The sequence below is a fragment of the Streptomyces sp. x-19 genome (assembly GCF_046549115.1).
Classification (GTDB): Bacteria; Actinomycetota; Actinomycetes; order Streptomycetales; family Streptomycetaceae; genus Streptomyces; species Streptomyces albulus_C.
The window spans coordinates 74,071-100,868 of sequence record NZ_JAJPWK010000013.1 but is presented as its reverse complement, the minus strand read 5'-3'; the positions used below and the strand labels follow the sequence as shown (position 1 = coordinate 100,868).

Genomic DNA, 26,798 nt, shown 5'->3' with positions numbered 1-26,798 from the left:
ATGGGCGCCCACAGCAGGAAGTGCGACTGGTGCGGCAGCGGCACGCCGATCGTCCGCGACATGGAACCGGTCAACGCCGACTACCAGTACTGGTGCGAGGAATGCGCGCGTGCCCTGGTCATAAAGGGCGACCCCATCGAGACCTACCGCGAGCTCGAAGGGGAGCCGATCTACGGTCGGCTGCTGGAGGAGCACTGCACGCTGAAACGGTTCTATTCCTTCGCCACCGCATGAGCCGGCGCCTGCACGGGACCGTTCCGGAACGACCCTGAGCCTCCCCAAGCGTTCACTTTCCGGCTCGCATTGAGCAGAGTCGAACACTTTCGCTCGATTCCGATGGTTCGGAATTCCCGTGGAACGAGGCGGTGTTCACGTGTCGGAACCCGCTGCCGAAACCGTCGGCCGCGGGACCGCGACGGCGTGCCGGGGAAGACAGCGTGACGGGGGCGGACATGACGGTGATCGGCAGCGGGCGAGTGGTGGCTAGCGCGTGGCGTCCGGCGCGCCCCCCGGGCCGGAGACGGCCGCGACCGGGGCCCCGGGCGGCATCGCCGGCTCGGATATCGCGTCGGTGGGCAGCGGGCGCCGGAGTCGGGCCGCGGTCAGCGCCAGCAGGGTGAGCCCGGCCAGCGGGTAGATCGCGGAGAGCAGCATCTGGCCCGCGTTCTGGTGGAGTTCCTCGTGCTGGTGCCAGCGGTGGGGCACCCACCACAGCGCGAACGAGCAGAACAGCAGCCCCATGGCGACGGTCACCGCCCACCAGCGGCGGGCCCTGGCCCCCGCGTGCTGCAGCGCCTCGCCGCCCAGCAGGATCAGCATCGGCACGCCCCACACCCAGTGGTGCGACCAGGAGATCGGGCTGATCAGCAGGGCGGTGGCCGCGCAGGTCAGGGTCGCCCACGCGCGATCGCCGCGCAGCAGCGCCCCGGCGGCCAGCGCCAGCCCGGCGACGGCCGCCAGCGCGGCCAGGACGAGCCAGGCGGCGCCGGGGTCATGGGTGTGCAGCAGGCGGGCCAGGGCCCCGCGCAGCGACTGGTTGGCGGTGATCTCCACTTCACCGACCCGGTCGGCGGCGAACACGATCTCGGTCCAGAAGCGGTGCGAGTCGCGCGGCAGCACGGCCGCGGAGAGCAGGGCGGTGGCGCAGAACGTCCCGGTGGCGACGGCGGCCTGCCGGAGCCAGGGGTTCCAGGCGGCCCGCCACCCGGCGCCGGCGCGCAGCCGTCGGACGGCGTGCACCGCACCGGCCAGGGCGAGGAAGACGGCGAACAGCGCCGGGGTCAGCTTGATGCCGGCCGCGATACCGATGCCGATCCCGGCCCAGCGGTTGGTGTCCCGTCGGGTCAGGTCCCACAGGACCAGTACGGCGAGCAGGAGGTTGATCTGTCCGTAGCGCAGCGTCGTCCAGACCGGCTCGCACCAGACCAGCAGCGCGGACAGGGCCAGCGTCGCGGCGAGCGGGGGGATGCGCCGGGGTCGGCCGACCAGGCGCAGGGAGAGGTGGACGACGGCGACGAGCAGTACGAGGTTCCCGGCCGTGGCCAGGGTGCGCATCAGCGGGACACCGAAGAAGGTGAGGGGGACGAACAGCAGCGCGGCGAAGGGCGGGTAGGTGTTGGGCAGCCGCGCGGAGGTGGCCACCATGTCGTAGAGGTCCTTGCCGTCCCGGGCCGTCTCGCCCTCGGCGCGGTAGACCATGAGGTCCACCATCGAGACGTGCGCCAGGCGCTGGGCGACCCAGAAGGCGGCGAAGGAGACCAGGCAGGCCACCGCCGCGGCGAGTACCGGGTGGCGGCGGATCGGGCCCGCGCCGGGGCGCGGGCCGCGAAGCTCGGTGGGCTGGTCGGGATCCAGCGCAGTCACGGCGTACGGCTCCCCAGGACGAATCGGGCACGGCTCGCCGACAGTACCTCGGGTCCCGTCGGTGGGGTTGCGGGAGCACGATTTGGCAGAAGGCCGGGGGGTCCGTGTAATGTAGGCGATGCCGCAGCGGGGCGCCGGAAGGAAAACCGCAGCGGGGCAAGACCTGGGGCTATAGCTCAGTTGGTAGAGCGCCTGCATGGCATGCAGGAGGTCAGGAGTTCAATTCTCCTTAGCTCCACAAGAGATAGAGCGGGTCGTCCGTCAAGGACGACCCGCTCTGTCGTGCGTGCGAGGAACGCCGGTTGCCAGGGTGCGGGGCCTTTCGAGGTTGCCCTGATGTTCGGTCAAGAACGTTCTCGATGTGGCAAGTTGAACCTCCTTTCCGCGGCTGATTCTGCCCGACTGTTGCCGTTCCTTGGTCTCTTCTTGGTGATCGCATAACCCTGACATGAACGGTTCACCGAAAGAGTGGCGAATCGCGTGAGCGTCACATCCGACGCATTCACCGCTGACGAGGTGGCGCGCACCGGCGCACCGACGCGGCGTCACCACGCAGCGCACCGCATCGCCACAGCAGGGGGTTCCATGAGAGCAAGCCGCACCAGATCACCGCGGGTCCGCGTCGGTCTGGCCTGGGCGGCGGCGCTGCCGCTGGTCGCCGGAGCGCTCGCGCTCGGCGCACCGGCCGCCGACGCCGCGGGCCACGACGGTGGCCGGCACGCACTGCAGGGCACCAAGCCGCGGTGGGCCACTGACCAGGCCGACCAGGGCGCCACCTCCGGCGCCACCGCGGTCAACGCCCGGGTCTACCTGGCCGGCCGCGACGCCAAGGGCCTCGCGGACTACGCCAAGGCCGTCTCCGACCCGCACTCCGCCCTGTACGGGAAGTACCTGCGCCCCGCCCAGGTGCAGGCCCGCTACGGCGCCACGCCGGACCAGATAGCCCGGGTGACCGCCTGGCTGAAGAAGTCCGGCCTGACGGTCACCGGCACCACCGACCGCTACGTGACGGTCACCGGCGATGCGGCCGCCGCCGAGCGGGCCTTCGCCACCGACCTGCACAACTACCGCAAGAACGGTCACACGTACCACGCGCCGTCGGCCACCGCCTCGGCGCCGTCGACGGTGTCGGACGCGGTCCTGACGGTCACCGGTCTGGACAACGCGCCCCGGATGGCCCGGCACCACTCCACCGAACTGCCGCCGCCGTCCGCGGTCTTCCGCAACTCCGGGCCGTTCTCCACCTACTACGGTTCGCGGACCAACCAGAACCTGCCCTCGGCCTACGGGGGCAAGGCGCCGTACGCGATCAAGGGCTACACCGGCAAGCAGCTGCGTGCCGCCTACGGGGCGAAGGGGTGGACCGGCAAGGGCGTCACCGTCGCGATCACCGACGCCTACGCCTCGCCGACCATCGCCAAGGACGCGGACACCTACGCCGGCCGCAACGGTGACCCGCGCTACCGCAAGGGTCAGCTCTCGCAGGTCCTGCCGAAGGACTACACGCACATCAAGGAGTGCGGCGCGGCCGGCTGGTACGGCGAGGAGACCCTCGACGTCGAGGCCGTGCACGCGGTCGCCCCCGGCGCGGACATCGTCTACGTCGGCGCCGCCTCCTGCAACGACGACGACCTGCTGGACTCGCTCGGCAAGGTCGTCGACGGGCGGCTCGCCGACATCGTCTCCAACTCCTGGGGCGACGTCGAGGCCAACGAGACCCCGGACACGGCAGCCGCCTACGACCAGCTCTTCCAGCGGGGCGCCGTCGAGGGCATCGGCTTCTACTTCTCCTCCGGCGACAACGGTGACGAGGTCGCCAACACCGGCACCAAGCAGGTGGACACCCCCGCGAACTCCGCGTGGGTGACCGCGGTCGGCGGCACCTCCCTGGCCGTCGGCAAGGGCAACAGCTACCAGTGGGAGACCGGCTGGGGCACCCAGAAGGCCGTGCTGTCCAAGGACGGCAACGACTGGACCGACTTCCCCGGCGCCTTCAACGGCGGCGCGGGCGGCGGCACCAGCAAGACCATCGCGCAGCCCTTCTACCAGCGCGGTGTCGTTCCGGACGCGCTGGCCAAGGCCAACGGCGGCGGCGCCATGCGCACCGTCCCGGACATCGCGGCGGTCGCCGACCCCAACACCGGCTTCCTCGTCGGCCAGACCCAGACCCTGCCCGACGGCAAGCTCGGCTACGAGGAGTACCGCATCGGCGGCACCTCCCTGGCCGCCCCGGTGATCGCGGGTGTCCAGGCGCTGGCCCAGCAGGCCCGGCACGGCATCGCCATCGGCTTCGCCAACCCGGCCATCTACCAGCGCTACGGCACGTCCGCCCTGCACGACGTCACCGACCACCCGCTGGGCGCCGGCCGCGACCTGGCGGTCGTCCGGGTCGACTTCGCCAACGGCATCGACGCCAGCAAGGGCACCATCATCTCGCTGCGCGGCCTCGGCAAGGACAGCTCGTTGCACGCCACCGTCGGCTACGACGACGTCACCGGCGTCGGCACGCCGGGGGCCGGATACGTGAGCTCGTACCGTCCCTGACACCCGTGCGCGGCACCCGCGCTCCGTGGCCCCGCGTCCTTGAGGGCGCCGCGGCAGGAGCGCGGGTGTACGGGAGCGGGGCCCGCGCCGGGGGAATCCCGGGCGCGGGCCCTGGGTGCCCTGCGGTAGCCTGACGCCATGTGTGCCGTACGCCTTCTGCTTAGCGGGCCGCGCTGATCAGTCCCGACCGGGCCCTTCGCTGTGGCCGCCCGGGTCGGCATCGGCGCGGCTTCCCCTCCTGCGAGAGGGGCATTTTTGTTTCCGCAGAAACCGTGTCCGCAGCAGCCGCAGGCAGAGACGATCGATGGAGCTTTGAGGACGATGAGCGAGACGACCAATGCTGCTGAGGTGGCAGCGCCGCACCGCTATACGGCCGCGCTGGCCGCGGACATCGAGGCACGCTGGCAGGACTTCTGGGAGACGGAGGGGACCTACGAGGCCCCGAACCCCAAGGGCGACCTGGGCGGCGACGCCGAGCTGGTGGCCCGTCCCAAGAAGTTCATCATGGACATGTTCCCGTACCCCTCGGGTGCGGGGCTGCACGTAGGCCACCCCCTGGGCTTCATCGCCACCGACGTCTACGCCCGCTACCACCGCATGACGGGCCACAACGTCCTGCACACCCTGGGCTTCGACGCCTTCGGCCTGCCCGCCGAGCAGTACGCCGTGCAGACCGGCACCCACCCGCGGGTCTCCACCGAGGCCAACATCGTCAACATGCGGCGCCAGCTGCGCCGCCTGGGCCTGGGCCACGACCAGCGCCGTTCGGTCGAGACCATCGATCCGGCGTACTACAAGTGGACCCAGTGGATCTTCCTGCAGATCTTCAACTCCTGGTACGACCCGGAGGCGGACTCGGCGCGGCCGATCGACACCCTGGTCGCCCAGTTCGAGGCCGGCACCCGGCCCACCCCCGACGGCCGGCCCTGGGCCGAGCTGTCCGGCATCGAGCGGGCCAACGTGCTGGGCGAGTACCGCCTGGCGTACGCCTCGGACGCCCCGGTCAACTGGTGCCCCGGACTGGGCACGGTGCTGGCCAATGAGGAGGTCACCGCCGAGGGCCGTTCCGAGCGCGGCAACTACCCGGTCTTCAAGGCCAAGCTGCGCCAGTGGAACATGCGCATCACCGCCTACGCGGACCGGCTGCTGCGCGACCTGGACGCGCTGGACTGGCCGGAGGCCATCAAGCTGCAGCAGCGCAACTGGATCGGCCGGTCCGAGGGCGCCCGGGTCGACTTCCCGGTCGGCGACACCGACAAGATCACGGTCTTCACCACCCGCCAGGACACCCTGTTCGGCGCGACCTACATGGTCCTGGCCCCCGAGCACCCGCTGATCGCCGGCGCCGACAACGGCGGCGGCTCCATCGTTCCCGACGCCTGGCCCGAGGGCACCCACGAGGTGTGGACCGGCGGGCACGCCACCCCGGCCGAGGCCGTCGCCGCCTACCGCAAGCAGGCCGCCGCCAAATCCGACGTCGAGCGGCAGGCCGAGGCCAAGGACAAGACCGGCGTCTTCACCGGTGTGTACGCCACCAACCCGGTCAGCGGCGAGCAGGTCCCGGTCTTCATCGCCGACTACGTCCTGATGGGCTACGGCACCGGCGCGATCATGGCCGTCCCGGCCCACGACGTTCGCGACTTCGCCTTCGCCCGCGCCTTCGAGCTGCCCATGCGCTGCGTCGTCGAGCCGACCGACGGCCGCGGCACCGACGCCGCCACCTGGGACGACGCGTTCGCCTCGTACGACGCGAAGCTGGTCAACTCCGCCGGTGCGGCCATCTCGCTGGACGGCCTGGGCGTGACCGAGGCCAAGGCGAAGATCACCGAGTGGCTGTCCGCCAACGGGATCGGCGCGGGCACCGTCAACTACCGGCTGCGCGACTGGCTGTTCAGCCGTCAGCGCTACTGGGGCGAGCCGTTCCCGATCGTCTACGACGAGGACGGCGTGGCGCACTCGCTGCCCGAGTCGATGCTGCCGCTGGAACTGCCCGAGGTCGACGACTACTCGCCGCGCACCTTCGACGCGGACGACGCCGACACCCAGCCCGAGACCCCGCTGTCCCGCAACGAGGACTGGGTCAACGTCGAACTGGACCTGGGCGACGGCCGCGGGGTGCAGCGCTACCGCCGCGAGACCAACACCATGCCCAACTGGGCGGGTTCGTGCTGGTACGAGATGCGGTACCTGGACCCGAACAACGACGACGCGCTGGTCGACCCGGCCGTCGAGCAGTACTGGATGGGCCCGCGGGACGGCCAGCCGCACGGCGGCGTCGACCTGTACGTGGGCGGCGCCGAGCACGCCGTGCTGCACCTGCTGTACGCCCGTTTCTGGTCCAAGGTGCTGCACGACCTGGGGCACGTCTCGTCCGTCGAGCCGTTCCACAAGCTGTACAACCAGGGCATGATCCAGGCGTACGTCTACCGGGACGCCCGCGGCATCGCGGTCCCGGCGGCGGAGGTCGAGGAGCACGACGGCGGCGTCTTCTACTACGAGGGCGGCAAGGTCTCCCGGCTGCTGGGCAAGATGGGCAAGTCCCTGAAGAACGCCGTCACGCCGGACGAGATCTGCGCCGAGTACGGCGCGGACACCCTGCGTCTGTACGAGATGGCGATGGGCCCGCTGGACGTGTCGCGCCCGTGGGACACCCGGGCCGTCGTCGGCCAGTACCGCCTGCTGCAGCGGCTGTGGCGCAATGTGGTGGACGAGGCGACCGGCGAGGTCACCGTCGTCGACGCCGAGCCGGACGAGGCCACCCTGCGGGCCCTGCACAAGGCGATCGACGGCGTCACCCAGGACATGGCGAACCTGCGCTTCAACACCGCCATCGCCAAGATCACCGAGCTGAACAACCACCTGACCAAGGTGGGCGGCCCGGTGTCGCGCACCGTGGCGGAGCAGCTGGTGCTGCTGGTCGCCCCGCTGGCGCCGCACATCGCCGAGGAGCTGTGGCGCAAGCTGGGCCACGCCGACTCGGTCGTCCACGCGGACTTCCCGGTGGCCGACCCGGCGTACGTCGTGGACGAGACGGTGACCTGCGTCGTGCAGATCAAGGGCAAGGTCAAGGCCCGTCTGGAGGTCGCGCCGACGATCTCCGACGCGGACCTGGAGGCGGCCGCGCTGGCCGAGCCGGCGGTGGTCGCGGCGCTGGACGGCGCGGGCATCCGGAAGGTGATCGTCCGTGCGCCGAAGCTGGTGAACATCGTTCCGGCGTGAGCCGGACGGCGGCGCGCGGGGCCGGGGCGAGGGGAGATCCCGCCCCGGCCCCGCGGCCGTCGAGCACACCTCCCTGATCCCCGCCTCCACGCTCCTGAACTGGTCTTTTATGGGCCGGGGTGGTGCGTGGGGCCGGGGCCTCGGGCGGGTGTAGGGGGTTTCCCCTACGGGCAGGTTGGGGGTTCGTTTGGAACCCCCGACCTGCCCGACGCGTTTACCGTGGAGGTACGGGCGCCGGCGCAGAACCGGCGCCGTCGACACCTCAGGGGAGAGCCCATGGAAGCTGCCGTCGCCATCTTCGGGTTGCTCTTCGTGCTGTTCGTGGTCGCCGGGGTGTTCGTCGCGGTCAAGGCGGCGCAGGCGGCCAAGCGCGGGGTGGACCGCAAGGTCGCGCAGGCCCGGCGGACGGTCGAGGACACCACCCTGCGGGCCCGGCAGTTCACCCAGCCCGGCGTCGTCGGCGAACTGGCGCAACTGCGGCTCTCGCTGCGCACCTCGATGCGCGCCACGCAGGAGATCCTGCGCGACGCCTCCCCCGACGACACCTCGCTCGCCGAGGCGGGACGCCTCTTCGAGCGGCTCAGTGCGCACGGCCGGGAGCTCGACGACGACCTCCGCCGCCTGGAGCGCGAACCCAACCGGGCCACCCTCGCGGACCGCCTCCCCGAGCTGCGGGAACGCCTGGCGCGGATCACGCACTCCGCGGAGTCGCTGCGCTGGGCCGCCCGGGACCGTGCCCGCAAGTTCGCCGACGACGACCTCGCCGCGCTGAGCGACCAGATCAACGTGGAGGCGGGCGCCCTGCGGCACTGGACGGACGACGCGTCGGGAGGCGAGCGGGAGCGGGGGACGGCCGGCGGGGCCTCCGGGGCGGATGCGGGCCCGGCCGGTGGCGGGGCGTACTCCTGGGGGGCGGTGGAGGACGAGGCCCCGGCGATACCGGCCCGGGATCCGCGCACCCGGCCGACGTACCCGTGGGAGAAGACGCCGCAGCCGGAACCGTCCCGCCGGGCCGAGGGCAGCGGCGGCGTAGTGGGCTAGGGCCGGCGGCCCCTCGAAGGGCGAGGGGTGGCGGAAGGCCCGCGAGCGATCGTGCTCCGGGCGGGTCGTGAGGACTCGCGGCGGACGTCGCGTGCCGTCGTTCCCGCGGTCCGGTCGTGTCCGGCGATCGGCCGCGGTCCGTTCCTCGTCTTCGAGTCGTCGCCTTCGTGTTCGTTCGTCGTCGACGGGCCGTGACCTGGGCGGACTTGGCGTAGCCTTGGCCAAACCTGGAAGATCTTGGGGAGGGGCCCGCACTGTCGAGCGCCGGCCTCCCCGGATAACCTCCCAGTCATGTCCCGCCATGTCGCGATCGTCACCGATTCCACGGCCTACCTGCCGCGGACGGCTGTCGAACGCCACCGCATCACGGCCGTACCGCTGACCGTCGTCCTGGGGGACCAGGCCCTGGAAGAGGGCACCGAGATCTCCGCGAGATCCGTCGCCCAGGCGCTCCAGAAGCGTCGCCCCGTGACGACCTCGCGGCCGAGCCCCGCCGTGTTCGCGGACACCTATCGCACCCTCGCGGCGGCCGGGGCGGCCGGCATCGTCTCCCTGCACCTCTCCTCGGAGTTCTCCGGCACCTACGACGCGGCGGTCCTGGCGGCGAAGGACGCCCCGGTGCCGGTGCGGGTCGTGGACACCGGGATGGTGGCGATGGCCCTCGGGTTCTGCGCCCTCGCCGCGGCGGACGTGGTGGACGCGGGCGGGGACGTCGACGACGCGGTGGCCGCCGCGGAGAAGCGTGCCGCGGGCACCTCCACCTACTTCTACGTCGACACCCTCGACTACCTGCGGCGCGGCGGCCGGATCGGGGCGGCGCAGGCCCTGCTCGGCTCCGCCCTCGCCGTCAAGCCGATCCTGCAACTGGCCGACGGACGCATCGAGTTGTTGGAAAAGGTCCGCACGGCCTCCAAGGCCATCGCACGCCTGGAGGAGATCGCCGCGGAGCGGGCCGGGGAGGGGCAGGTCGACATCGCGGTGCACCACCTGGCGGCGGCGGAGCGCGCGGAGGCACTGGCCCAGCGGCTCCGGGAACGGGTGCCGGGGCTCAACGAGCTGCTCGTGAGCGAGGTCGGCGCGGTGATCGGGGCGCACACGGGGCCCGGGTTGCTCGGAGCCGTGGTCTCGCCGCGGTGAGCTGGCCGTCGACGTCCTGGCCGTCGACGTCCTGGCCGTCGACGTCCTGGGCGGCGGCGGTGCGAGGCGCGGGCGCGGTCGTCATGGCGGTTGGGGGCGACGAGTCGGTCGTCGTGTGACGGCTCTGTGGCGCGTGCTCGGGCCGTGGCGGATGGTGCCTTCGGATGCTCTTGTGGGTGACGGAATTATCCACAACTCGCTACTTGTCCACGGGTCGTGAGGCCGTTCAGCGAGATCCGCGCGAGGTGCCTAACGTCGAGTGCCATGAGCACTTTTCGAACGGCTTTCTCGCCGGATGCAACGTCCGTGTCGGTGTCCCTCTCCGCGTCCGAGCCGTCGGGCGGCGAGTCCGGCCCGTCGGCCCGAGCCGTGACCTCCGCAGCGCCGTTCGCGCGGTGGGGGAAGCGGGAGCGCGAGCGAGCGCGGCAGTGGAAGCGCGAGCGGATGCGCGCGCGGGCCGCGGTGATCTTCGGTGCCGGCCTGGAAGCGGGTGAGGGGGACGGGGACGAGGAGGGGGCTTCCGGCGCGAGCAGGGGCGCCCGGTCCGGGCAGGATCCCGGAGGGGGGAGCGGACGTCCGGCGCAGGGGGATCGTGCGGACCGGCTCGGTGCCGGCGAGGGGGAGGGCGAGGGGCCGGCCCCGGGTGCCATTGGTGCGGGCGATCGCGGACGGGGCGCCACGCGGGATCCGCTCGGCCCGAGCGGCGGTCCTGGCCCGTTCGACACGAGGGGCGAACCGTCCCACGCGCATCGGGCGCCACCGCGCCGCGAACACGATCCGCCCGCTCTTCGCAGGGCGGAGCGTTGGCGGTCGGCGGTGCGTGAGCGGCTGCCGCTGTGGCTCCAGTTGCGCTGCGGCACGGACTCGAAGGCGTTGGCCGCGCTGGCCCTCGTGCTGGTGGTGGCCGTGGGTTTCGCCGTCCAGCACTTCTGGACGGCGACTCCGGAACGGGTGAGTGCGCCGGGTGCCGAGCGGCCGATCGCGGCGCCCGGACCCGGGGCCCGCCCGCCGGGCCCGACCTGGGCATCGGCGGACGCCTCGCCCCGTGGCCCGAGGGCGGGGGGATCACCCGGCGGCGCGGTCCGGATGGTCGTCGTGGACGTTGCGGGGAAGGTCCGGCATCCGGGCATCCACCGGCTGCCCGCGGGCTCCCGGGTCACCGACGCGCTGGCGGCGGCGGGGGGAGCGCTGCGCGGCACGGAGCTGCGTGGGCTGAACCAGGCGCGGCTGCTGACCGACGGCGAACAGATCCTGGTCGGCGAACCGGGCGCCGGCACCACGGGCGGCGTCAGCGGTGGCGGGCCGACCGGGGGCGGTGGTGGCGGAGGCGGAGCGGGCAGCGGCGGACCGACCGGCCTGGCGGGCGGACCGGTGAGCCTGAGCACGGCGACGGAGCAGCAGCTGGACGCCCTGCCCGGAGTGGGCCCGGTGCTGGCCCGCCACATCGTCGAATTCCGCACCCAGCACGGCGGCTTCACTTCGGTGGACCAGCTTCGGCAGGTGACCGGCATCGGTGCGCGCCGGCTCGCCGATCTGCGCCCCCTGGTGACGCCATGACACTGGATCGGGAGGCGGCGGCCCCGCCCCTCGCTACCGAGGCGGAGACGAACCGGGCCGGTCCCGCCGATCTCCGCCTGGTCGGGCCCGCGCTGGCGGCGTGGGCGGCGGCAGCGTTCGCCCTGGGGGCACCAGGCGGCGCGGTGGGCCTGGGCTGTGCGGCGGCAGTGGTGGCCGCGGCGCTTCTGCTGTGGCGGGCCAAAGCGCGTGCGTCGGGAGCCGGCGGCCGGTTCCCGCAGGGCCGGGAGGCGGGGCACGGGCGGCCAGCAGGGGCGTGCGTGGCGCTGGCGGCGGTGTTGCTCTGCGCCGTGGCGGGCGCCGCGTCCGCCGCGCTGCACGCCGCGGACGTACGCCGCGGACCCCTGCCCGTCTGGGCCCAGCGGTACGCGCGGCTCACGGTGGACCTGGAGGTGACCGACGATCCCCGGATGACCCGGCCCAAGGTCCGCGGCTCCCAACGCACGCCGCCAGCAATGGTGTTCACCGCCGACGCCGTCCGCATCGCAGCACCGGACGGCACGGTCACCGAGGCCCGCACCCCGGTGCTGGCCGTGGTCCAGCACCGCGACCCTGAGGACGAGGAGGACGAGGAGGACGGAGGTGGGATGAGCGGAGGGGACGGCGGAGGGGAGGAGGGCGCCGCGCGTGCGAGGACGGGGCCGGAGCGCGGAGCCGGCGCGGGGCGAGGGGAGGCGCTGTCGCAGTGGCGGGGGCTGCTGCCGTCGACCCGGATCCGGGTGGTGGCGCGTGCCGCACCGCCACTGGCGTCGGCGGACCGGATGGCCGCGGTGCTGCGGGTCACCACCGACGGTCCACCGACCCAGGTGGAGTCGCCCTCCGCCCTCCAACGGTTGGCCGGCAGCCTGCGTGCCGGGCTGCGCGACGCGACCGACGGGCTGAGCGCCGATGCCCGCGCACTGTTGCCGGGCCTCGTCGTCGGTGACACCGCACGCGTGCCGCCGGAGCTCGACGACGCCTTCAGCGCCACCGACCTGACGCACCTGCTGGCGGTGTCCGGCAGCAACCTCACCATCGTGCTGGCCCTGCTCATCGGTCCACCACACCTCGCCAGCCGGGCCGAACGCCGGGGCGTGGCACGGCATCTGGGGCTTTCGCTGCGCGGCACCGCCGTGGTGGGCGGGGTGCTCGCCCTCGGCTTCGTCGTCGTGTGCCGCCCGGACCCGAGCGTGTTGCGGGCCGCCGCCTGCGGACTGATCACGCTGCTCGCCATCGGCACCGGGCGCCGCCGCTCGTTGCTCCCCGCACTCGCGGCCGCGGTGCTGTTGCTGGTCCTCTACGACCCTTGGCTGGCCCGCAGGTACGGCTTCCTGCTGTCCGTGCTGGCCACCGGGGCGCTGCTGCTCCTCGCTCCGCGCTGGAGCGCGGCCCTGCAGCGTCGTCGGATGCCGGCCCGGCTCGCCGAGGTGATCGCCGCGGCGGCGGCCGCCCAGGCGGTCTGCGCACCCGTCGTCGCGGTGCTCGCAGCGCGGGTGGGGCTGGTCGGCGTCCCCTGCAACCTGCTCGCCGAGCTCGCGGTGGCCCCGGCCACGATCCTGGGCTTCGCCGCGCTCGCCGCCGCCCCGGTCGCCCTGCCGGTCGCCAAGGCGTTGGCGTGGTGCGCGGGTTGGCCGGCGGAGTGGATCGCGGGCGTCGCCCGCACCGGGGCGGAGCTTCCGGGTGCGGAGGTCGGTTGGCCCGGTGGCTGGGTGGGCGGGCTGGCGCTCGCCGCGGCCACCGTGGTGTTGCTGGCGGTCGGCCGTCGCGTGCTGCGTCGCCGGTGGCTGTGCGTGCTGTGCGCGTTGGCCCTGGTGCTGGCGGTGTGCCGGCCCGCGCCGCTCACCCGGGTGCTGACGGGCTGGCCGCCGCCGGACTGGCGGGTCGTGGCGTGCGACGTGGGACAGGGGGACGGACTGGTGCTGGCGGCGGGCGACGGTACGGCGCTGGTGGTGGACACCGGGCCCGAGCCCCGCGCCATCGACCACTGCCTGACCGCTCTGGGCGTCCACCGGATCCCGCTCCTGCTCCTGACGCACTTCCACGCGGATCACGTGGACGGTCTGTCCGGGGCGTTGCGGGGCCGTTCGGTCGGCGCGATCGAGACCACGACGTTCCAGGAGCCGAGCGGGCAGGCGGCGTTCGTCCGGCGAGTGGCGGCCGGTGCCGGGATCCCCGTTGCCCGCGCCGTACCGGGGGAGCGGCGTCAGCTGGGCCCTCTCACATGGGAGGTCCTCTGGCCGGGCGCCTCCCCGCCGGGGGTGGGGACGGCGGCCGGCGAGGGCGGGTTTTCCGGCCCCAACGACTCCAGCGTCGCCCTGCTCGTCCGGACGGGCGGGCTAACCGTCCTGCTCCTGGGGGACCTTGAACCACCCGCTCAGCAGGCCCTGTTGAGCGCCCATCCGGAGCTGGCCGCCGTCGACGTCCTGAAGGTGGCGCACCACGGTTCCGGCTATCAGGACCCGGAGTTCCTGCACCGTCTGGCGCCACGGTTGGCCCTGATCTCCTGCGGCGTCGGAAATCCGTACGGGCATCCGGCTCCCCGCACCCTCGCGGCGCTGCGGGCGGGTGGCGCGTTGGTGCTGCGCACGGACGTCGACGGCGCCATCGCGGTGGTCGGCACTCCCGGCAGGCTCTCCGCGGTGGTCGGCGGGCGTCGGTCCCGACGCCGGTCGAGGCGTCCGGCGATCGGCCGTCCCGAGACGGGGCCTGTCGTGGACGGCCGTCGGCAGGGTGGTTGAGGGGGAGGGGAGGTCGTTGGTGCCGGGTTCGCCGTCGATGCGGCTGCCGCGTCGCGTTCCACCGCACGGGAGGAGAGTCGCCCCGGAGGGGGAGCGAGGCCCACCGAATAGCGAGGGAGCCCGCCCGGAGAGGAAGATCATGTGGGCCGGTGGGCCGGTGGGCCGGTGGGTCGGCGGGTCGGCGGGCCTGTGGGGTCCGTGCGGCATGCGACGCGAGCTGCGTGCGCTGAGAGGAGAGCGGCGGGTGCCGGTCCAAGCGGGAAGTGCGCGTGCGCCGGGTGCCAGGGGCGTCGGCGCGCATCGGACTGGAGCAGCGGCGACTCCTGCGGGAAGCGGGAAGCGGGGAGCCGTGCGACGTGTGGAGAGGAAGAACGGCTGATGGATGAGGTCACTGCGGATGCCTACCTTCGGCGGATAGCCGCCGACCGACCGGCCGTCCCCGATGCGGGCGCGCTGCGTGCGCTGCAACTGAGCCACCTGCGGGCCGTGCCGTTCGAGAACCTCGCCATCCACCTGGGAGAGGAGATCGTCCTGGCGGAGCGGCCGCTGCTGGACAAGATCGTGGGAGCCCGCCGGGGCGGGTTCTGTTACGAGCTCAACGGCGCCTTCGCGATGCTGCTCGGAGCACTGGGGTACGAGGTCGAGTTGCTGTCGGCCCGGGTGTTCGGCCCGGAGGGGCTGGGCATTCCGTACGACCACCTCGCGCTGCGGGTGCACACGGCCACCGGGCCCTGGCTCACGGACGTCGGCTTCGGCCGGAACAGCCACCGTCCGTTGCGGCTGGACAGCGTTGCGGACCAGCACGACCCCGCGGGCGTCTTCCGGATAGCCCGCACGCCGGAGGGCGACCTCGACGTCCACCGGAACGGAGAGCCGCAGTACCGCCTGGAGCAGCGTCCGCGCGAGCTGGCGGACTTCGAGGTGGGGTGCTGGTGGCAGCGCACGTCGCCCCGGTCGCACTTCCGGCAGTCGCTGGTCTGCTCGCAGCTCACCGAGACCGGACGGGTCACGCTCTCCGGCCGCACGTTGGTGATCACCGGCGCCGATGGCGCTCGGGAGGAACGCGAGCTGGCGGCGGACGAGGTCGTGCCGGCGTACCGCACCCACTTCGGCATCACGCTCGATCGGGAGCCGGTCCTCTTGGGCGGATGACCACGCGCGAGGCCCTGGTGCGGGGCAGGTGAGGGCGGGGCGAGGGGCGGAGGGGTGGGGGAGGCGGCGGGCGGGCGGGGGGAGAGGGGAGGCAGGCCCCTACTCGGTCTCCCGCCACCCCTCGTACTCCCCCGCGAGGGCATCCAGCCGAGCCGCGTCGTAGGCGGCGTCGGGGTCCTCTACCACCACGAGCCACTGCGCGTCCTCGGCGTCGTCCTCACCGGCCAGGGCGTCCCGCACCAGTTGGGGTTCCTGGGCGACGCCGAAGCGTTCGGTGAGCGCCTCGGCGACCTCTTCGGCGGCGTCGCGGTCGGGGAGGACGAGCACGTGGCGGCTGTGGTGGGTGTCGTTCACCGGTCCATTGTCGAGGATCGGCCGGCGGCCGGCGGCGGGGGACCGCGTGACGGGGCAGGGCGTGTGATCCTGGGCGGGTGGGATTGTCGGTGGGGCGTGGGATGCTGGGACGCGATGGCCAGGAAGACAGCTAACGACGATCCGCTCGCCCCCGTCACGATCGCGGTGGGGCAGGAGGAGCTGCTGCTCGATCGCGCGATGCAGCAGGTGGTGGCCGCCGCCCGGGCGGCGGACGCGGACACCGACGTGCGGGACCTCACCCCCGATCAGCTCCAGCCCGGCACCCTCGCCGAGCTGACCAGCCCTTCGCTCTTCGCCGAGCGCAAGGTCGTGGTGGTGCGCGCTTCCCAGGACCTGTCCGCGGACACCATCAAGGACGTCAAGGCGTATCTCGGCTCGCCGGCGGAAGAGATCACCCTGGTGCTGCTGCACGCCGGTGGGGCCAAGGGCAAGGGGCTGTTGGACGCGGCCCGCAAGGCCGGGGCGCGCGAGGTGGCCTGCCCCAAGATGACCAAGCCGGCCGATCGGCTCGCGTTCGTGCGCGGCGAGTTCCGGGCGACCGGTCGCTCGGCCACGCCGGAAGCCTGCCAGGCGCTGGTGGACGCCATCGGGAGCGATCTGCGCGAGTTGGCCTCGGCGTGCGCCCAGTTGGCCGCCGACGTCGAGGGCACGATCGATGACGCCGTGGTCGCGCGTTACTACACCGGTCGGGCCGAGGCGTCGAGCTTCACCGTCGCCGACCGGGCGGTCGAGGGTCGGGCCGCCGAGGCGTTGGAGGCGCTGCGCTGGGCGATCGCGACCGGTGTCGCCCCGGTGATGATCACCAGCGCGCTGGCCCAGGGCGTCCGGTCCATCGGCAAGCTCGCCTCCGCCCCGCGCGGCGCCCGCCCGGGCGACCTCGCCCGGGACCTGGGCATGCCGCCCTGGAAGATCGACCGGGTCCGGCAGCAGATGCGCGGGTGGTCGGCGGACGGCGTTGCCGTGGCGCTGCGCGCGGTGGCCGAGGCCGACGCGGGGGTGAAGGGCGGCGGGGACGACCCCGAATACGCCCTGGAGAAGGCCGTGGTGACGATCGCGCGGGCGGCCCGCTCGCGGTAGTGGGGCCCCGGGGACGCCGCATGGCGAGCCCCGACGCCCCGCGGACCAAGCTCCGTTGCGTCGACGGGCCGACCACGAGCCAACCCCCGCTGCGTCGACGGACCAACCACGGACCGACCGAGCGAAACTCACGGACCGACCGCGCCCCCTCCCCGGACTCTTCAGGACCCCCCGTTCCCCGGGGGGCCACCTCGCGCCCAAAGAGCCCAAGAACCCTCAAAGAGCCCAAGAACCGGCGCGACGGAATCGGGACGCCCCGGTGCCTGAGGGGGCCCATCCGCGAGCGAACCCACGCCCCCGTGCCGCTCCCCCCCCGTACCCCAGGCCCGCCGTACCCCAGGCCCCCTCCGCCTCCGGCCTCCGGAGGCGGAGTCGTCTCAGTCGTGGAGCCGGCTGAGGGTTTCCCGTGCGCTGGATTCCAGCATGGTGGCGATCTCGGCGGGGGCCGGCGGTTTCACGCTGCTGCTGCCAGCCGTGTAGCTGGACCACGTCGTCTGGTAGGTCATCCAACCGTCGCGGACGGCAAGGATCACGTAGGAGCTGTTGAGGGCGCCGGAGTCGGTGCGGGTGACGAGGAACGCCTCGTCACCGATGCCGGAGACCGGTTCGACCTTGTACGTGGTCGAGGTCTGTTGCGTCTCGTACGCGCGGTACAGGTCGGCGAACTCGGGCGCCGGGTCGGTCTTCTTGTGCAGGGTGGCGGCGCTGTAGACCCAACTCGACGAGTAGCCGGTGGTGCCGGCGCCGTCCGGGGTGAGGGAGACGTTGCACCACATGGAGTCCATGGAGCCCATCCGGGAGCCGCTGTGCTGCGGGTTGGGCGGCGAGGACGGGCCCGACGAGCCGGTCGAGCCCGTTCCGGTGCTCGGCTTCGCCTTGTAGTGGGCGTTCTCGAAGGGTGTCAGGGACGTCACGGAGCACAGGTCGTCGCGGAACGCGTAGCCCTTGAGGACGGGGTGCGGCTCCGAGGAGAAGGCCCCGGTGGCGAACATCACCGAGGCGCCGATCGCCGTGGCGGCGACCGCGCCCCCGACGGCCCACAGCCAGCCGGAGACGCCCCGGGACGGCGCTGCGCCCGGCGCACCGGTGGGCGCCGCCCCGTACGCCCCGGCCGGCGCCGGATAGCCGTAGCCGCCCGGTCCCTGGGGAGGCGCCGGCGGGGTCCCCGGTGGCGCGCCCTGCGGGCCCGGCTGGGCGTAGGGGTTCTGCTGGGCGGGCACCGGAGGCGGCGGTGCGGGCGTCGGGCCGTAGGCGGGCGGCTGCGGCGCGGAGAATGGAGCGTTCTGGTCTCCCGCGAAGGGAGGGTTCTGGTCCCCCGTATTGGACATGGCCGCAGAGTAGCGGACGCCTCCGACGGTGCACCCTGCTCGGACGGGATCGGGGCGCTGCACGGGGGGCTTGCGTCGCCGCCTACGACGAAAGGCCCCGCCCCGCCCGGCGAGGGGCAGAGGCAGGGCCTTCGTATCCAGTTCTGGATGGCTGCTCGGCAGGCCGTGGGCCGCCGAGGAGCCGGGTGCGCCGCACCCGCGTGGCGAACGCAGGCCGTGTGCGGCGCGGTGGTGCACCGGCAGGGAGCGGAGAGAGGGGCCGCTGGTTCCCTGAACGGCAGGGTGACCGCGTCGAGCGCGGTCGGCAGAGGGTCAGCCCTTGAGGGACGCGACCTTCTTGGCCAGCGCCGACTTCTTGTTGGCGGCGTTGTTCTTGTGCAGAACACCCTTGCTGACGGCCTTGTCGAGCTTCTGGGCCGCCAGGGCCTGCGCGGCGGTGGCCTTCTCCAGGTCACCGGCCTCGATGGCCTCGCGGGTGCGACGGATCGCGGTCTTCAGGGAGGACTTGACAGCCTTGTTGCGCTGACGAGCCTTCTCGTTGGTCTTGATCCGCTTCATCTGGGACTTGATGTTCGCCACGAAAGAGCCTTTTCAGGTTCGTTGGAGTTTCGAGTTGCGCCGCGCACGAGAGAGGGCACGAAGCGCAGTGGGCCAGGTTACCAGTCGGGTTTGCGACGCCCAAACCGGCCCTCGGGCCCCACCAGGGACGGAGCCCCGGGCCCGCCGCCCCACCGGCGGATCGCACCGCCCGTGCGGGGGTGCCGACGGCGTCGCGTGCCACCGCACCCCGTCCGGGGCCCGTCGCCCCACCGGACCTCGTCGCCCCACCGGACCTCGTCGGAGCCGATGGGCACCCGTGGGTACCTGTCCCGATCCCGGCGGGGCCCGTCGGGGGGCCCGCCCCGGATGCCCGTACCGCCCCACCCCCGGCGCTCATGGGACGATGGGGGAGACATCACATGACACCGAGTCCCGCCTACCCGCGTTCACTGAATGGACCCTGCGTGCCCGCGACCCCTACGAACGTGCCGGAGCCGAGCCGTACCGACCCGGCGCTCCTCCGTAACTTCTGCATCATCGCGCACATCGACCACGGCAAGTCGACGCTCGCCGACCGGATGCTCCAGCTCACCGGTGTCGTCGACCAGCGGCAGATGCGCGCGCAGTACCTCGACCGCATGGACATCGAGCGCGAGCGCGGCATCACGATCAAGTCCCAGGCGGTCCGGCTGCCCTGGAGCCCCTCCGAGGGCGAAGAGGCAAGTGGCACCACCCACATCCTGAACATGATCGACACGCCGGGCCACGTCGACTTCACCTACGAGGTGTCCCGCTCCCTGGCCGCGTGCGAGGGCTGCATCCTCCTCGTCGACGCCGCCCAGGGCATCGAGGCCCAAACCCTCGCCAACCTCTACCTGGCGATGGAGAACGACCTCACGATCATCCCCGTCCTCAACAAGATCGACCTGCCGGCGGCGCAGCCCGAGAAGTTCGCCGCCGAGCTGGCGAACCTGGTCGGCTGCGAGCCCGAGGACGTCCTGAGGGTCTCCGCCAAGACCGGCGTCGGCGTGCCCGAGCTGCTGGACAAGGTCGTCCGCGAGGTGCCGGCCCCGGTCGGCGTCAAGGACGCCCCCGCCCGCGCGATGATCTTCGACTCGGTCTACGACGCCTACCGCGGCGTCGTGACGTACGTGAAGGTCGTCGACGGCACGCTCAGCAAGCGCGAGCGGATCAAGATGATGTCCACCGGCGCCGCGCACGAGCTGCTGGAGATCGGCACGAACTCGCCTGAGATGAAGCCGGCCGACGGCCTGTCCGTCGGCGAGGTGGGCTACCTGATCACCGGTGTGAAGGACGTCCGGCAGTCCAAGGTGGGTGACACGATCACCCAGCTCAGCAAGGGCGCGCAGGAGCCTCTCGGCGGCTACAAGGACCCCAAGCCGATGGTGTTCTCGGGCCTGTACCCGCTGGACGGTTCGGACTACCCGGAGCTGCGCGACGCGCTGGACAAGCTCCAGCTCAACGACGCCGCGCTGGTCTACGAGCCGGAGACCTCGGCGGCGCTGGGCTTCGGCTTCCGCGTCGGCTTCCTGGGCCTGCTGCACCTGGAGGTCATCCGGGAGCGGCTGGAGCGCGAGTTCGGCCTCGACCTGATCGCCACCGCGCCCAACGTGGTCTACCGCGTGGAGATGGAGGACGGTGTCGAGCACACCGTCACCAACCCCAGCGAGTTCCCCACCGGCAAGATCGACGTGGTGCACGAGCCGGTCGTCCGGGCCACGATCCTGGCGCCCAGCGAGTTCATCGGCGCGATCATGGAGCTCTGCCAGACCCGGCGCGGTGCGCTGCTGGGCATGGACTACCTCTCCGAGGACCGGGTCGAGATCCGCTACACCCTGCCGCTCGCGGAGGTCGTCTTCGACTTCTTCGACCAGCTCAAGTCCAAGACCCGCGGCTACGCCTCGCTGGACTACGAGCCCACCGGCGAGCAGACCTCCGACCTGGTCAAGGTCGACATCCTGCTGCACGGCGACAAGGTCGACGCGTTCTCCGCGATCACCCACAAGGACAAGGCGTACGCGTACGGCGTGCGGCTGGTCGGCAAGCTGCGCGAGCTGATCCCGCGGCAGAACTTCGAGGTGCCGATCCAGGCCGCCATCGGCAGCCGGGTGATCGCCCGTGAGACGGTCCGCGCCATCCGCAAGGACGTCCTCGCCAAGTGCTACGGCGGTGACATCTCCCGCAAGCGGAAGCTGCTGGAGAAGCAGAAGGAAGGCAAGAAGCGGATGAAGATGGTCGGCAGCGTGGAGGTTCCGCAGGACGCCTTCATCGCGGTGCTGTCCTCGGACTCCGACGGCGACAGCAAGGCCAAGAAGTAGCGGCGGGTCGATCGCGCGGCGGTCGACGGCGGACGCCCGGGCGGGGCGCCGGTTCCTCGGGAACCGGCGCCCCGTGCCGTTTCCGGGCCGCCAGGGCGGGGGCGGGCGGGCGTTCCGGCGGGGCCTTCGCCCCCGTCGGGCGGGCGAGAGCGGGCGCCTCGGTCAAGCGTGTGTCATGTGCACCCATCGCGCGGGTCACATCGTGAACCAGTCGGGCGCAGCCCCTTACGCGGCGGCGTCACGCGTTCTACTCTGATCACTGCTCGAAGGTTACTCGCGAGTCACCAGCAACGAAGCGGGCCCCGGAGGACGCCGTGACCGACACTCACACGCTGATCGACAACCGGCCGCCTTCGGTGGCGGCCCTGTTCCTGGAGCGGGTCGCGGCCACCCCGGACGTCGAGGCGTACCGCTACCCCGTCCCCCCTGCCGCGGGCTCAGGACCGGACGACTGGAAGACGCTGACCTGGTCCGACGCCGCCGAGCGGGTGCTCGCCGCGGCCGCCGGGCTGATCGCGCTGGGCGTGCGCCCCGAGGAGCGGGTGGCGCTGGCCGCCAACACCCGGGTGGAGTGGATCCTCGCCGACCTCGGCGTGCTGTGCTCCGGCGCCGCCACCACCACCGTCTACCCCTCCACCAACGTCGACGAGACCGCGTTCATCCTGGCCGACTCCGGCAGCCGGGTGCTGATCGCGGAGGACGCCGCACAGCTCGCCAAGGCCCGCGAGAAGCGCGCCGAGCTGCCCGAGCTGTCGCACGTCGTGGTGATCGACGAGACCGACGCCCGGCCCGCCGACGACGACCCCGACGACTGGGTGCTCTCCCTCGCCGAGCTGGAGAAGCGCGGCACCGCCTACCTGGAGCAGCACCCGGAGTGCGTCAAGGAGCGGGTCGCCGCGCTCCGCGCCGACCAACTGGCCACCCTCATCTACACCTCCGGGACCACCGGCCGCCCCAAGGGCGTCCGGCTGCCGCACGACTGCTGGTCGTACATGGCCCGTGCCATCCAGGCGACCGGGATGGTCACCGCGGACGACGTGCAGTACCTCTGGCTGCCGCTGGCGCACGTCTTCGGGAAGGTGCTGACCGCCGGGCAGATCTCCGTCGGGCACGTGATCGCGGTGGACGGCCGGGTCGACAAGATCATCGAGAACCTTCCGGTGGTCCGGCCGACGTACATGGCGGCCGTCCCGCGGATCTTCGAGAAGGTCTACAACGGCGTCGCGGCCAAGGCCCGGGAGGGCGGCGGCGCCAAGTACAAGGTCTTCCAGTGGGCGGCCGACGTGGCCCGCGAGCACGCCAAGGCGTCCCAGGACAACTTCCGCCGCACCGGCAACGCCTCGGTGCCGTTCGCGCTGGCCGCCAAGCACAAGGTCGCCGACGCGCTGGTCTACGCCAAGCTGCGGGAGGCGTTCGGCGGCCGGCTACGCGCCGCGATCTCCGGCTCGGCCGCCCTCGCCCCCGAGATCGGCTACTTCTTCGCCGGCGCCGGCATCCACATCCTGGAGGGCTACGGCCTGACGGAGTCCAGCGCCGCCAGCTTCGTCAACCCCGGCGAGGCGTACCGCACCGGCACCGTCGGCAAGCCGCTGCCCGGCACCGAGGTGCGGATCGCCGAGGACGGCGAGATCCTGCTGCGCGGCCCCGGCATCATGCAGGGCTACCACGGCCTGCCGGACAAGACCGCCGAGGTCCTGGAGGAGGACGGCTGGTTCCACACCGGGGACATCGGCGAACTGTCCCCCGACGGCTACCTGCGGATCACCGACCGCAAGAAGGACCTGATCAAGACCTCGGGCGGCAAGTACATCGCGCCCGCCGAGGTGGAGGGCCAGTTCAAGGCGGTCTGCCCGTTCGTCTCCAACGTGATCGTGCACGGCGCCAACCGGAACTTCTGCACCGCCCTGATCGCGCTCGACGAGCCGACCATCCTCAAGTGGGCCGAGGAGCACGGCCTGGGCGGCAAGGGCTACGCCGAGGTCGTCGCCACCGACCAGGTCCGGGCGCTCATCGACGGCTACGTGGAGCGGGTCAACGGGGAGCTCCAGCGGTGGCAGCAGATCCGCAAGTTCCGGTTGCTGCCGCGCGACCTGGACATCGAACACGGGGAGATCACCCCCAGCCTCAAGATCAAGCGGCCGGTGGTGGAGCGGGCGTTCAAGGACCTGCTCGACGAGATGTACGCCGGGGCGCGGGAGGCGTAGGGGCGCCGGCGCCCCGGCCCCGGCGGCCGGACCGCGGCACACCGCTCAACTGACGCGCCGGGTCAGCCGAATTGAACCCTCTGACCACGCACTTCCGTGACTCACCGTTTATGGGTGGGCTCGTTCTGTCACTCTGGCGTAGGCGCAACCGGCGCCGCTGGGGACTGCTCGGGAGTTGCTCGATGAGGATGACAACTTCGGCCGGACGGAACGACGTTGCCGGGGCGGCCGCCCGCTCCCTGCGGGCCACGCTGCCCGGCGACCCGCGGGCCGCGGCGGCCGCGCGTCGGTTCGTCCGGACCGCCTTCGCGGACTGGACCGAGCGGCGGCTGCCCGGCGCCGACCGGCTCACCGACCGGCTGGCGGACGAAGCGGTGCTGCTGGTCAGCGAATTGGTGACCAACGCGGTGGTGCACGCCGGCACCACCGTCGAGCTGCTGTGCCGCCTCGACCCCGCCGAGGAGCACGTGCCGTACCCCGACGACCCTCCGGACACGGTCCCCGAGGAGCCGCCCCGCCCCGGCCTGGTCGTCGAGGTCTCCGACCGCCACCCCACCCGGCCGGTGCGGGCCGGCGAGGACACCGGGGCGCCCGAGGGCGGCGGCCACGGCCTGCGGTTGATCAGCGCGGTGGCCGACGCCTGGGGCGTGACCTACCGGCGCGCGATGAAGACGGTGTGGTTCCGGTTGCCGGTCGGCGCCCCCGACGCGACCTGGCCGGAGCCGGAGACCACCGACGGCGCCTACGGCACCTACGACGGCTACGGCACCCACGACGGCTACGGGGCGTACGACGGCCCCGACGCGTACGACGGCCCCGACGCGTACGCCGGCCACGGCGCCCGCGCGGCCTACGACACCTTCGACGACCAGCGCTTCCGGCGGGAGTTGCGGGCCTCCGAACTCCTCGCCCCGGTGCCGCGCCGCCCCGCCCCGCCCGAGGACTGCCCCGAACGGGACCGCGGCGGCGTCGACAGCGGCGCGCTGTCCTTCCTCGCGGAGGCGTCCGACCTGCTCTCCGGACAGCTCGACGCCGACCAGGTCGCCTCGCTGGCCTGCCAGCTGATCGTCCCGCGGCTCGCCGACTGGTGCGCGGTGTGGCTCCACGACGGCGACGGCGGAGCCCCCGGACGCGGGCTCGCCGAGGACGGCCAGGCGCCGCGGCTGGCCCGCGTCTGGCACCTCGCCGAGGGCCGGATCGACTCGCTGCGGACCGCCCTGGAGAAGGAACCGCCGGGCCGGTGGACCGACGGCGCCACCGACAACCGGCCGGTCCCGGTGCCCTGGCCGTGGCCGCCCGAACCGACCGGCCCCGAGCCCGGCGGCGCGGCCCTGGCCTGCCCCCTGGTCGCCGGCGGCCGCCGGCTCGGCACCCTGCTGCTCGGCCGGGCCGGGCTGCGGCGCTTCCCCGGTGAGGTGGTCGCGCTCACCGAGGACCTGTGCGGCCGGGCCGCCCGGGCGGTGGCCACCGCCCGCGCCTACAGCCGCCAGGAACGCATCAGCCGGGTCCTCCAGCGCCGGCTGCTGCCCCAGGGCCGGGCCCGGGTGCCCGGCGTGGCGTCGGCGGTGGTCTACGAGCCGCGCGAAGGCGCCTGGGCCGGCGGTGACTTCTGGGACCTCTTCGACGCCGGCGACGGCCGCTGGTGCTTCGCGCTCGGCGACGTCTGCGGCTCCGGCCCCGAGGCCGCCGCGGTCACCGGCCTGGCCCGGCCGGTGCTGCGGCTGCTGGCCCGCGACGGCTTCGGCGTCGCCGAGGTCCTCGACCGGCTCAACAAGACCATGGCCCGGGAGGCCGCGGACTCCGTCGCCGCGGTCGCGGCGGCGGTGGCGGCGGCCGGCGCGGGCGCGGAGGCCCCTGTGGAGATCCGCGAAGAGGGCGAGCAGGCCCGCTTCCTCTCCCTCCTGTACGGCGAGATCGTCCCGTACCGCGGCGGCGCGGGCGGCGCCCGCTGCACCCTCGCCAGCGCCGGCCACCCGCTGCCGCTGGTCCTCGGTGCCGACGGCGCGGTGCGGGTCGCCGCGGCGCCGCAGATGCTGCTGGGCGTCGTGGAGGACGCGACGTACGTCAGCGAGTCCTTCGACCTCTGCCCCGGGGAGACGCTGGTGTGCGTCACCGACGGGGTGACCGAGCGCCGCTGCGGCCGGCGGCTCTTCGACGACGAGGACGGGCTGGCCAGCGCGCTCGCCGGGGCGGCCGGCCGCAGCGCCGACGCGATCGCCGAGCACATCCGCCGCACCGTGCACGCCTTCGGGCCCACCCCGCCCGACGACGACCTCGCCCTGATGGTGCTCCAGGCGGCGGGCTGCGGCGGATAGCCGGGCCGGCGGGCCGGCGTCGCCCCCGGCACCGGCCCGCCGCCGCCACGGGCACGCGGGCCCCGGGAACGGACCGCGGACCGGCACCGTCCGGCATGACGGACAATGGACCCCATGCCTTCCGCACTGCCCGATGGTGAGCCGATGCCCCAGGACGGGGCGCTGCCCCGCCACGCGCTGACCGGCGCCGCCGAGCGCCCCCTCGGCTTCTATCTGCACGTGCCGTACTGCGCCACCCGCTGCGGCTACTGCGACTTCAACACCTACACCGCCAGCGAGCTGCGCGGCCCCGGCGGCGCCCTGGCCTCCCGGGAGAACTACGCCGACACCCTCGTCGAGGAGGTCCGGCTGGCCCGCAAGGTGCTCGGCGACGACCCCCGCCCCGTCGAGACGGTCTTCGTCGGCGGCGGCACCCCGACGCTGCTGCCCGCCGCCGACCTCGGCCGGATGCTGGCGGCGCTGCGCGACGAGTTCGGCCTGGCGCCGGACGCCGAGATCACCACCGAGGCCAACCCGGAGTCCGTCGATCCGCGCTACCTCGCCGAGCTGCGCGCGGCCGGCTTCAACCGCGTCTCCTTCGGCATGCAGAGCGCCCGGCAGCACGTCCTGAAGGTCCTCGACCGCACGCACACCCCCGGCCGCCCCGAAGCCTGCGTGGCCGAGGCCCGCGCGGCCGGCTTCGCGCACGTCAACCTCGACCTGATCTACGGCACCCCCGGCGAGTCCGACGACGACTGGCGGGCCTCCCTCGAAGCCGCCACCGCCGCCGGCCCGGACCACGTCTCGGCGTACGCCCTGATCGTCGAGGAGGGCACCCAGCTGGCCCGCCGGATCCGCCGCGGCGAGGTCCCGATGACCGACGACGACGTGCACGCCGACCGCTACCTGATCGCCGAGGAGCACCTCACCGCCGCCGGTTTCTCCTGGTACGAGGTCTCGAACTGGGCCACCACCGAGGCCGCCCGGTGCCGCCACAACGAGCTGTACTGGACCGGCGCCGACTGGTGGGGGGCCGGCCCCGGCGCCCACAGCCACGTCGGCGGTGTCCGCTGGTGGAACGTCAAGCACCCCGCCGCCTACGCCCAGGCCCTCGCCGTGGGCCGCTCACCGGGCGCCGGCCGGGAACTCCTCGCCGACGAGGACCGGCGCGTCGAGCGGATCCTCCTGGAGCTCCGCCTCGCCGACGGCTGCCCGCTCGACCTCCTCGCCCCCGCGGGCGCCCGCGCCGCCGCCCGCGCGGTGGCCGACGGCCTCCTGGCGCCCGGCCCCTACGAGGCGGGGCGGGCGGTCCTGACGCTCCGCGGGCGGCTGCTCGCCGACGCCGTCGTGCGCGACCTGGTCGACTGACCGCTCCGCCGCCCCGCCGCTCAGT

General features: G+C 73.2%; 17 protein-coding genes and 1 tRNA gene. 14 read left to right on the top strand and 4 right to left on the bottom strand.

The features are described from left to right. Positions 1-234: a hypothetical protein gene (locus ACLJT4_RS26320; RefSeq protein ID WP_016573211.1), complete on the top strand. Its 234-nt coding sequence runs from the start codon at positions 1-3 to the stop codon at positions 232-234. A 249-nt stretch (positions 235-483) separates the two neighbouring features. On the opposite strand, the gene ACLJT4_RS26315 is transcribed toward ACLJT4_RS26320, so the two are convergent. Next, positions 484-1,863 carry a glycosyltransferase 87 family protein gene (locus ACLJT4_RS26315; protein WP_411125780.1) on the bottom strand — a complete coding sequence of 460 codons (1,380 nt, stop codon included), beginning with the start codon at positions 1,861-1,863 and terminating at the stop codon, positions 484-486. Between the two features lie 165 nt (positions 1,864-2,028). On the opposite strand from ACLJT4_RS26315, the gene ACLJT4_RS26310 reads away from it, so the two are divergent. The 8 genes from ACLJT4_RS26310 to ACLJT4_RS26275 all read left to right on the top strand — a co-directional run bounded on the left by ACLJT4_RS26310 (position 2,029) and on the right by ACLJT4_RS26275 (position 15,248). Next, positions 2,029-2,101 (top strand) — tRNA-Ala (locus ACLJT4_RS26310). 347 nt (positions 2,102-2,448) lie between these two features. Further along, on the top strand, positions 2,449-4,407 hold the full coding sequence (locus ACLJT4_RS26305; RefSeq protein WP_411125778.1) for a protease pro-enzyme activation domain-containing protein: 1,959 nt from the start codon (positions 2,449-2,451) through the stop codon (positions 4,405-4,407). A gap of 321 nt (positions 4,408-4,728) precedes the next feature. Then, positions 4,729-7,626, top strand: a complete 2,898-nt coding sequence (locus ACLJT4_RS26300; RefSeq protein WP_411125776.1) for a leucine--tRNA ligase — start codon at positions 4,729-4,731, stop codon at positions 7,624-7,626. A 276-nt stretch (positions 7,627-7,902) separates the two neighbouring features. Beyond that, a complete protein-coding gene (locus ACLJT4_RS26295) occupies positions 7,903-8,667 on the top strand; it encodes a hypothetical protein (protein ID WP_411125774.1) in 765 nt (254 codons plus the stop codon). 291 nt (positions 8,668-8,958) lie between these two features. Continuing rightward, complete coding sequence (locus tag ACLJT4_RS26290; RefSeq protein WP_016573216.1) at positions 8,959-9,804, top strand: DegV family protein; 846 nt, start codon at positions 8,959-8,961, stop codon at positions 9,802-9,804. Between the two features lie 816 nt (positions 9,805-10,620). After that, positions 10,621-11,361 carry a ComEA family DNA-binding protein gene (locus ACLJT4_RS26285; protein WP_411125772.1) on the top strand — a complete coding sequence of 247 codons (741 nt, stop codon included), beginning with the start codon at positions 10,621-10,623 and terminating at the stop codon, positions 11,359-11,361. Beyond that, entirely contained in the window at positions 11,358-14,096 is a 2,739-nt protein-coding gene (locus ACLJT4_RS26280; protein WP_411125770.1) for a ComEC/Rec2 family competence protein, read from the top strand. Before ACLJT4_RS26285 ends, ACLJT4_RS26280 begins: the two co-directional genes overlap by 4 nt. A gap of 378 nt (positions 14,097-14,474) precedes the next feature. Beyond that, positions 14,475-15,248, top strand: a complete 774-nt coding sequence (locus ACLJT4_RS26275) for an arylamine N-acetyltransferase family protein (protein ID WP_411125768.1) — start codon at positions 14,475-14,477, stop codon at positions 15,246-15,248. A 99-nt stretch (positions 15,249-15,347) separates the two neighbouring features. On the opposite strand, the gene ACLJT4_RS26270 is transcribed toward ACLJT4_RS26275, so the two are convergent. Continuing rightward, entirely contained in the window at positions 15,348-15,602 is a 255-nt protein-coding gene (locus ACLJT4_RS26270; protein ID WP_411125766.1) for a hypothetical protein, read from the bottom strand. A gap of 114 nt (positions 15,603-15,716) precedes the next feature. Between ACLJT4_RS26270 and holA the strand changes: the two genes are divergently transcribed. Beyond that, entirely contained in the window at positions 15,717-16,700 is a 984-nt protein-coding gene (gene holA, locus ACLJT4_RS26265; protein ID WP_053164797.1) for a DNA polymerase III subunit delta, read from the top strand. Positions 16,701-17,077: 377 nt separating this feature from the next. Here holA and ACLJT4_RS26260 read toward each other — a convergent pair whose 3' ends face one another. Next, a complete protein-coding gene (locus tag ACLJT4_RS26260; protein ID WP_411125764.1) occupies positions 17,078-18,028 on the bottom strand; it encodes a hypothetical protein in 951 nt (316 codons plus the stop codon). Positions 18,029-18,340: 312 nt separating this feature from the next. Next, positions 18,341-18,607, bottom strand: a complete 267-nt coding sequence (gene rpsT, locus ACLJT4_RS26255) for a 30S ribosomal protein S20 (RefSeq protein WP_344575763.1) — start codon at positions 18,605-18,607, stop codon at positions 18,341-18,343. A 425-nt stretch (positions 18,608-19,032) separates the two neighbouring features. Here rpsT and lepA point away from each other — a divergent pair, with 425 nt between their 5' ends. The 4 genes from lepA to hemW all read left to right on the top strand — a co-directional run bounded on the left by lepA (position 19,033) and on the right by hemW (position 26,773). After that, complete coding sequence (gene lepA / locus ACLJT4_RS26250; protein WP_411125761.1) at positions 19,033-20,907, top strand: translation elongation factor 4; 1,875 nt, start codon at positions 19,033-19,035, stop codon at positions 20,905-20,907. Positions 20,908-21,221: 314 nt separating this feature from the next. Beyond that, positions 21,222-23,111 carry an AMP-dependent synthetase/ligase gene (locus ACLJT4_RS26245; RefSeq protein ID WP_411125759.1) on the top strand — a complete coding sequence of 630 codons (1,890 nt, stop codon included), beginning with the start codon at positions 21,222-21,224 and terminating at the stop codon, positions 23,109-23,111. Between the two features lie 188 nt (positions 23,112-23,299). After that, on the top strand, positions 23,300-25,426 hold the full coding sequence (locus ACLJT4_RS26240) for a SpoIIE family protein phosphatase (RefSeq protein ID WP_411125943.1): 2,127 nt from the start codon (positions 23,300-23,302) through the stop codon (positions 25,424-25,426). Positions 25,427-25,540: 114 nt separating this feature from the next. Further along, positions 25,541-26,773 (top strand): radical SAM family heme chaperone HemW, encoded by a 1,233-nt coding sequence (gene hemW, locus ACLJT4_RS26235; protein ID WP_411125757.1) that lies wholly within the window; start codon positions 25,541-25,543, stop codon positions 26,771-26,773. Positions 26,774-26,798 lie beyond the last annotated feature (25 nt).

Excerpts from the sequence above, each read along its gene's own strand:
- hemW (WP_411125757.1), top strand. The coding sequence starts at position 25,541 with ATGCCTTCCGCACTGCCCGATGGTGAGCCGATGCCCCAGGACGGGGCG.
- ACLJT4_RS26295 (WP_411125774.1), top strand. The coding sequence starts at position 7,903 with ATGGAAGCTGCCGTCGCCATCTTCGGGTTGCTCTTCGTGCTGTTCGTG.
- ACLJT4_RS26275 (WP_411125768.1), top strand. The coding sequence starts at position 14,475 with ATGGATGAGGTCACTGCGGATGCCTACCTTCGGCGGATAGCCGCCGAC.
- ACLJT4_RS26320 (WP_016573211.1), top strand. The coding sequence starts at position 1 with ATGGGCGCCCACAGCAGGAAGTGCGACTGGTGCGGCAGCGGCACGCCG.
- ACLJT4_RS26300 (WP_411125776.1), top strand. The coding sequence starts at position 4,729 with ATGAGCGAGACGACCAATGCTGCTGAGGTGGCAGCGCCGCACCGCTAT.
- holA (WP_053164797.1), top strand. The coding sequence starts at position 15,717 with ATGGCCAGGAAGACAGCTAACGACGATCCGCTCGCCCCCGTCACGATC.
- ACLJT4_RS26305 (WP_411125778.1), top strand. The coding sequence starts at position 2,449 with ATGAGAGCAAGCCGCACCAGATCACCGCGGGTCCGCGTCGGTCTGGCC.
- ACLJT4_RS26240 (WP_411125943.1), top strand. The coding sequence starts at position 23,300 with ATGACAACTTCGGCCGGACGGAACGACGTTGCCGGGGCGGCCGCCCGC.
- ACLJT4_RS26260 (WP_411125764.1), bottom strand. The coding sequence starts at position 18,028 with ATGTCCAATACGGGGGACCAGAACCCTCCCTTCGCGGGAGACCAGAAC.
- ACLJT4_RS26280 (WP_411125770.1), top strand. The coding sequence starts at position 11,358 with ATGACACTGGATCGGGAGGCGGCGGCCCCGCCCCTCGCTACCGAGGCG.
- ACLJT4_RS26290 (WP_016573216.1), top strand. The coding sequence starts at position 8,959 with ATGTCCCGCCATGTCGCGATCGTCACCGATTCCACGGCCTACCTGCCG.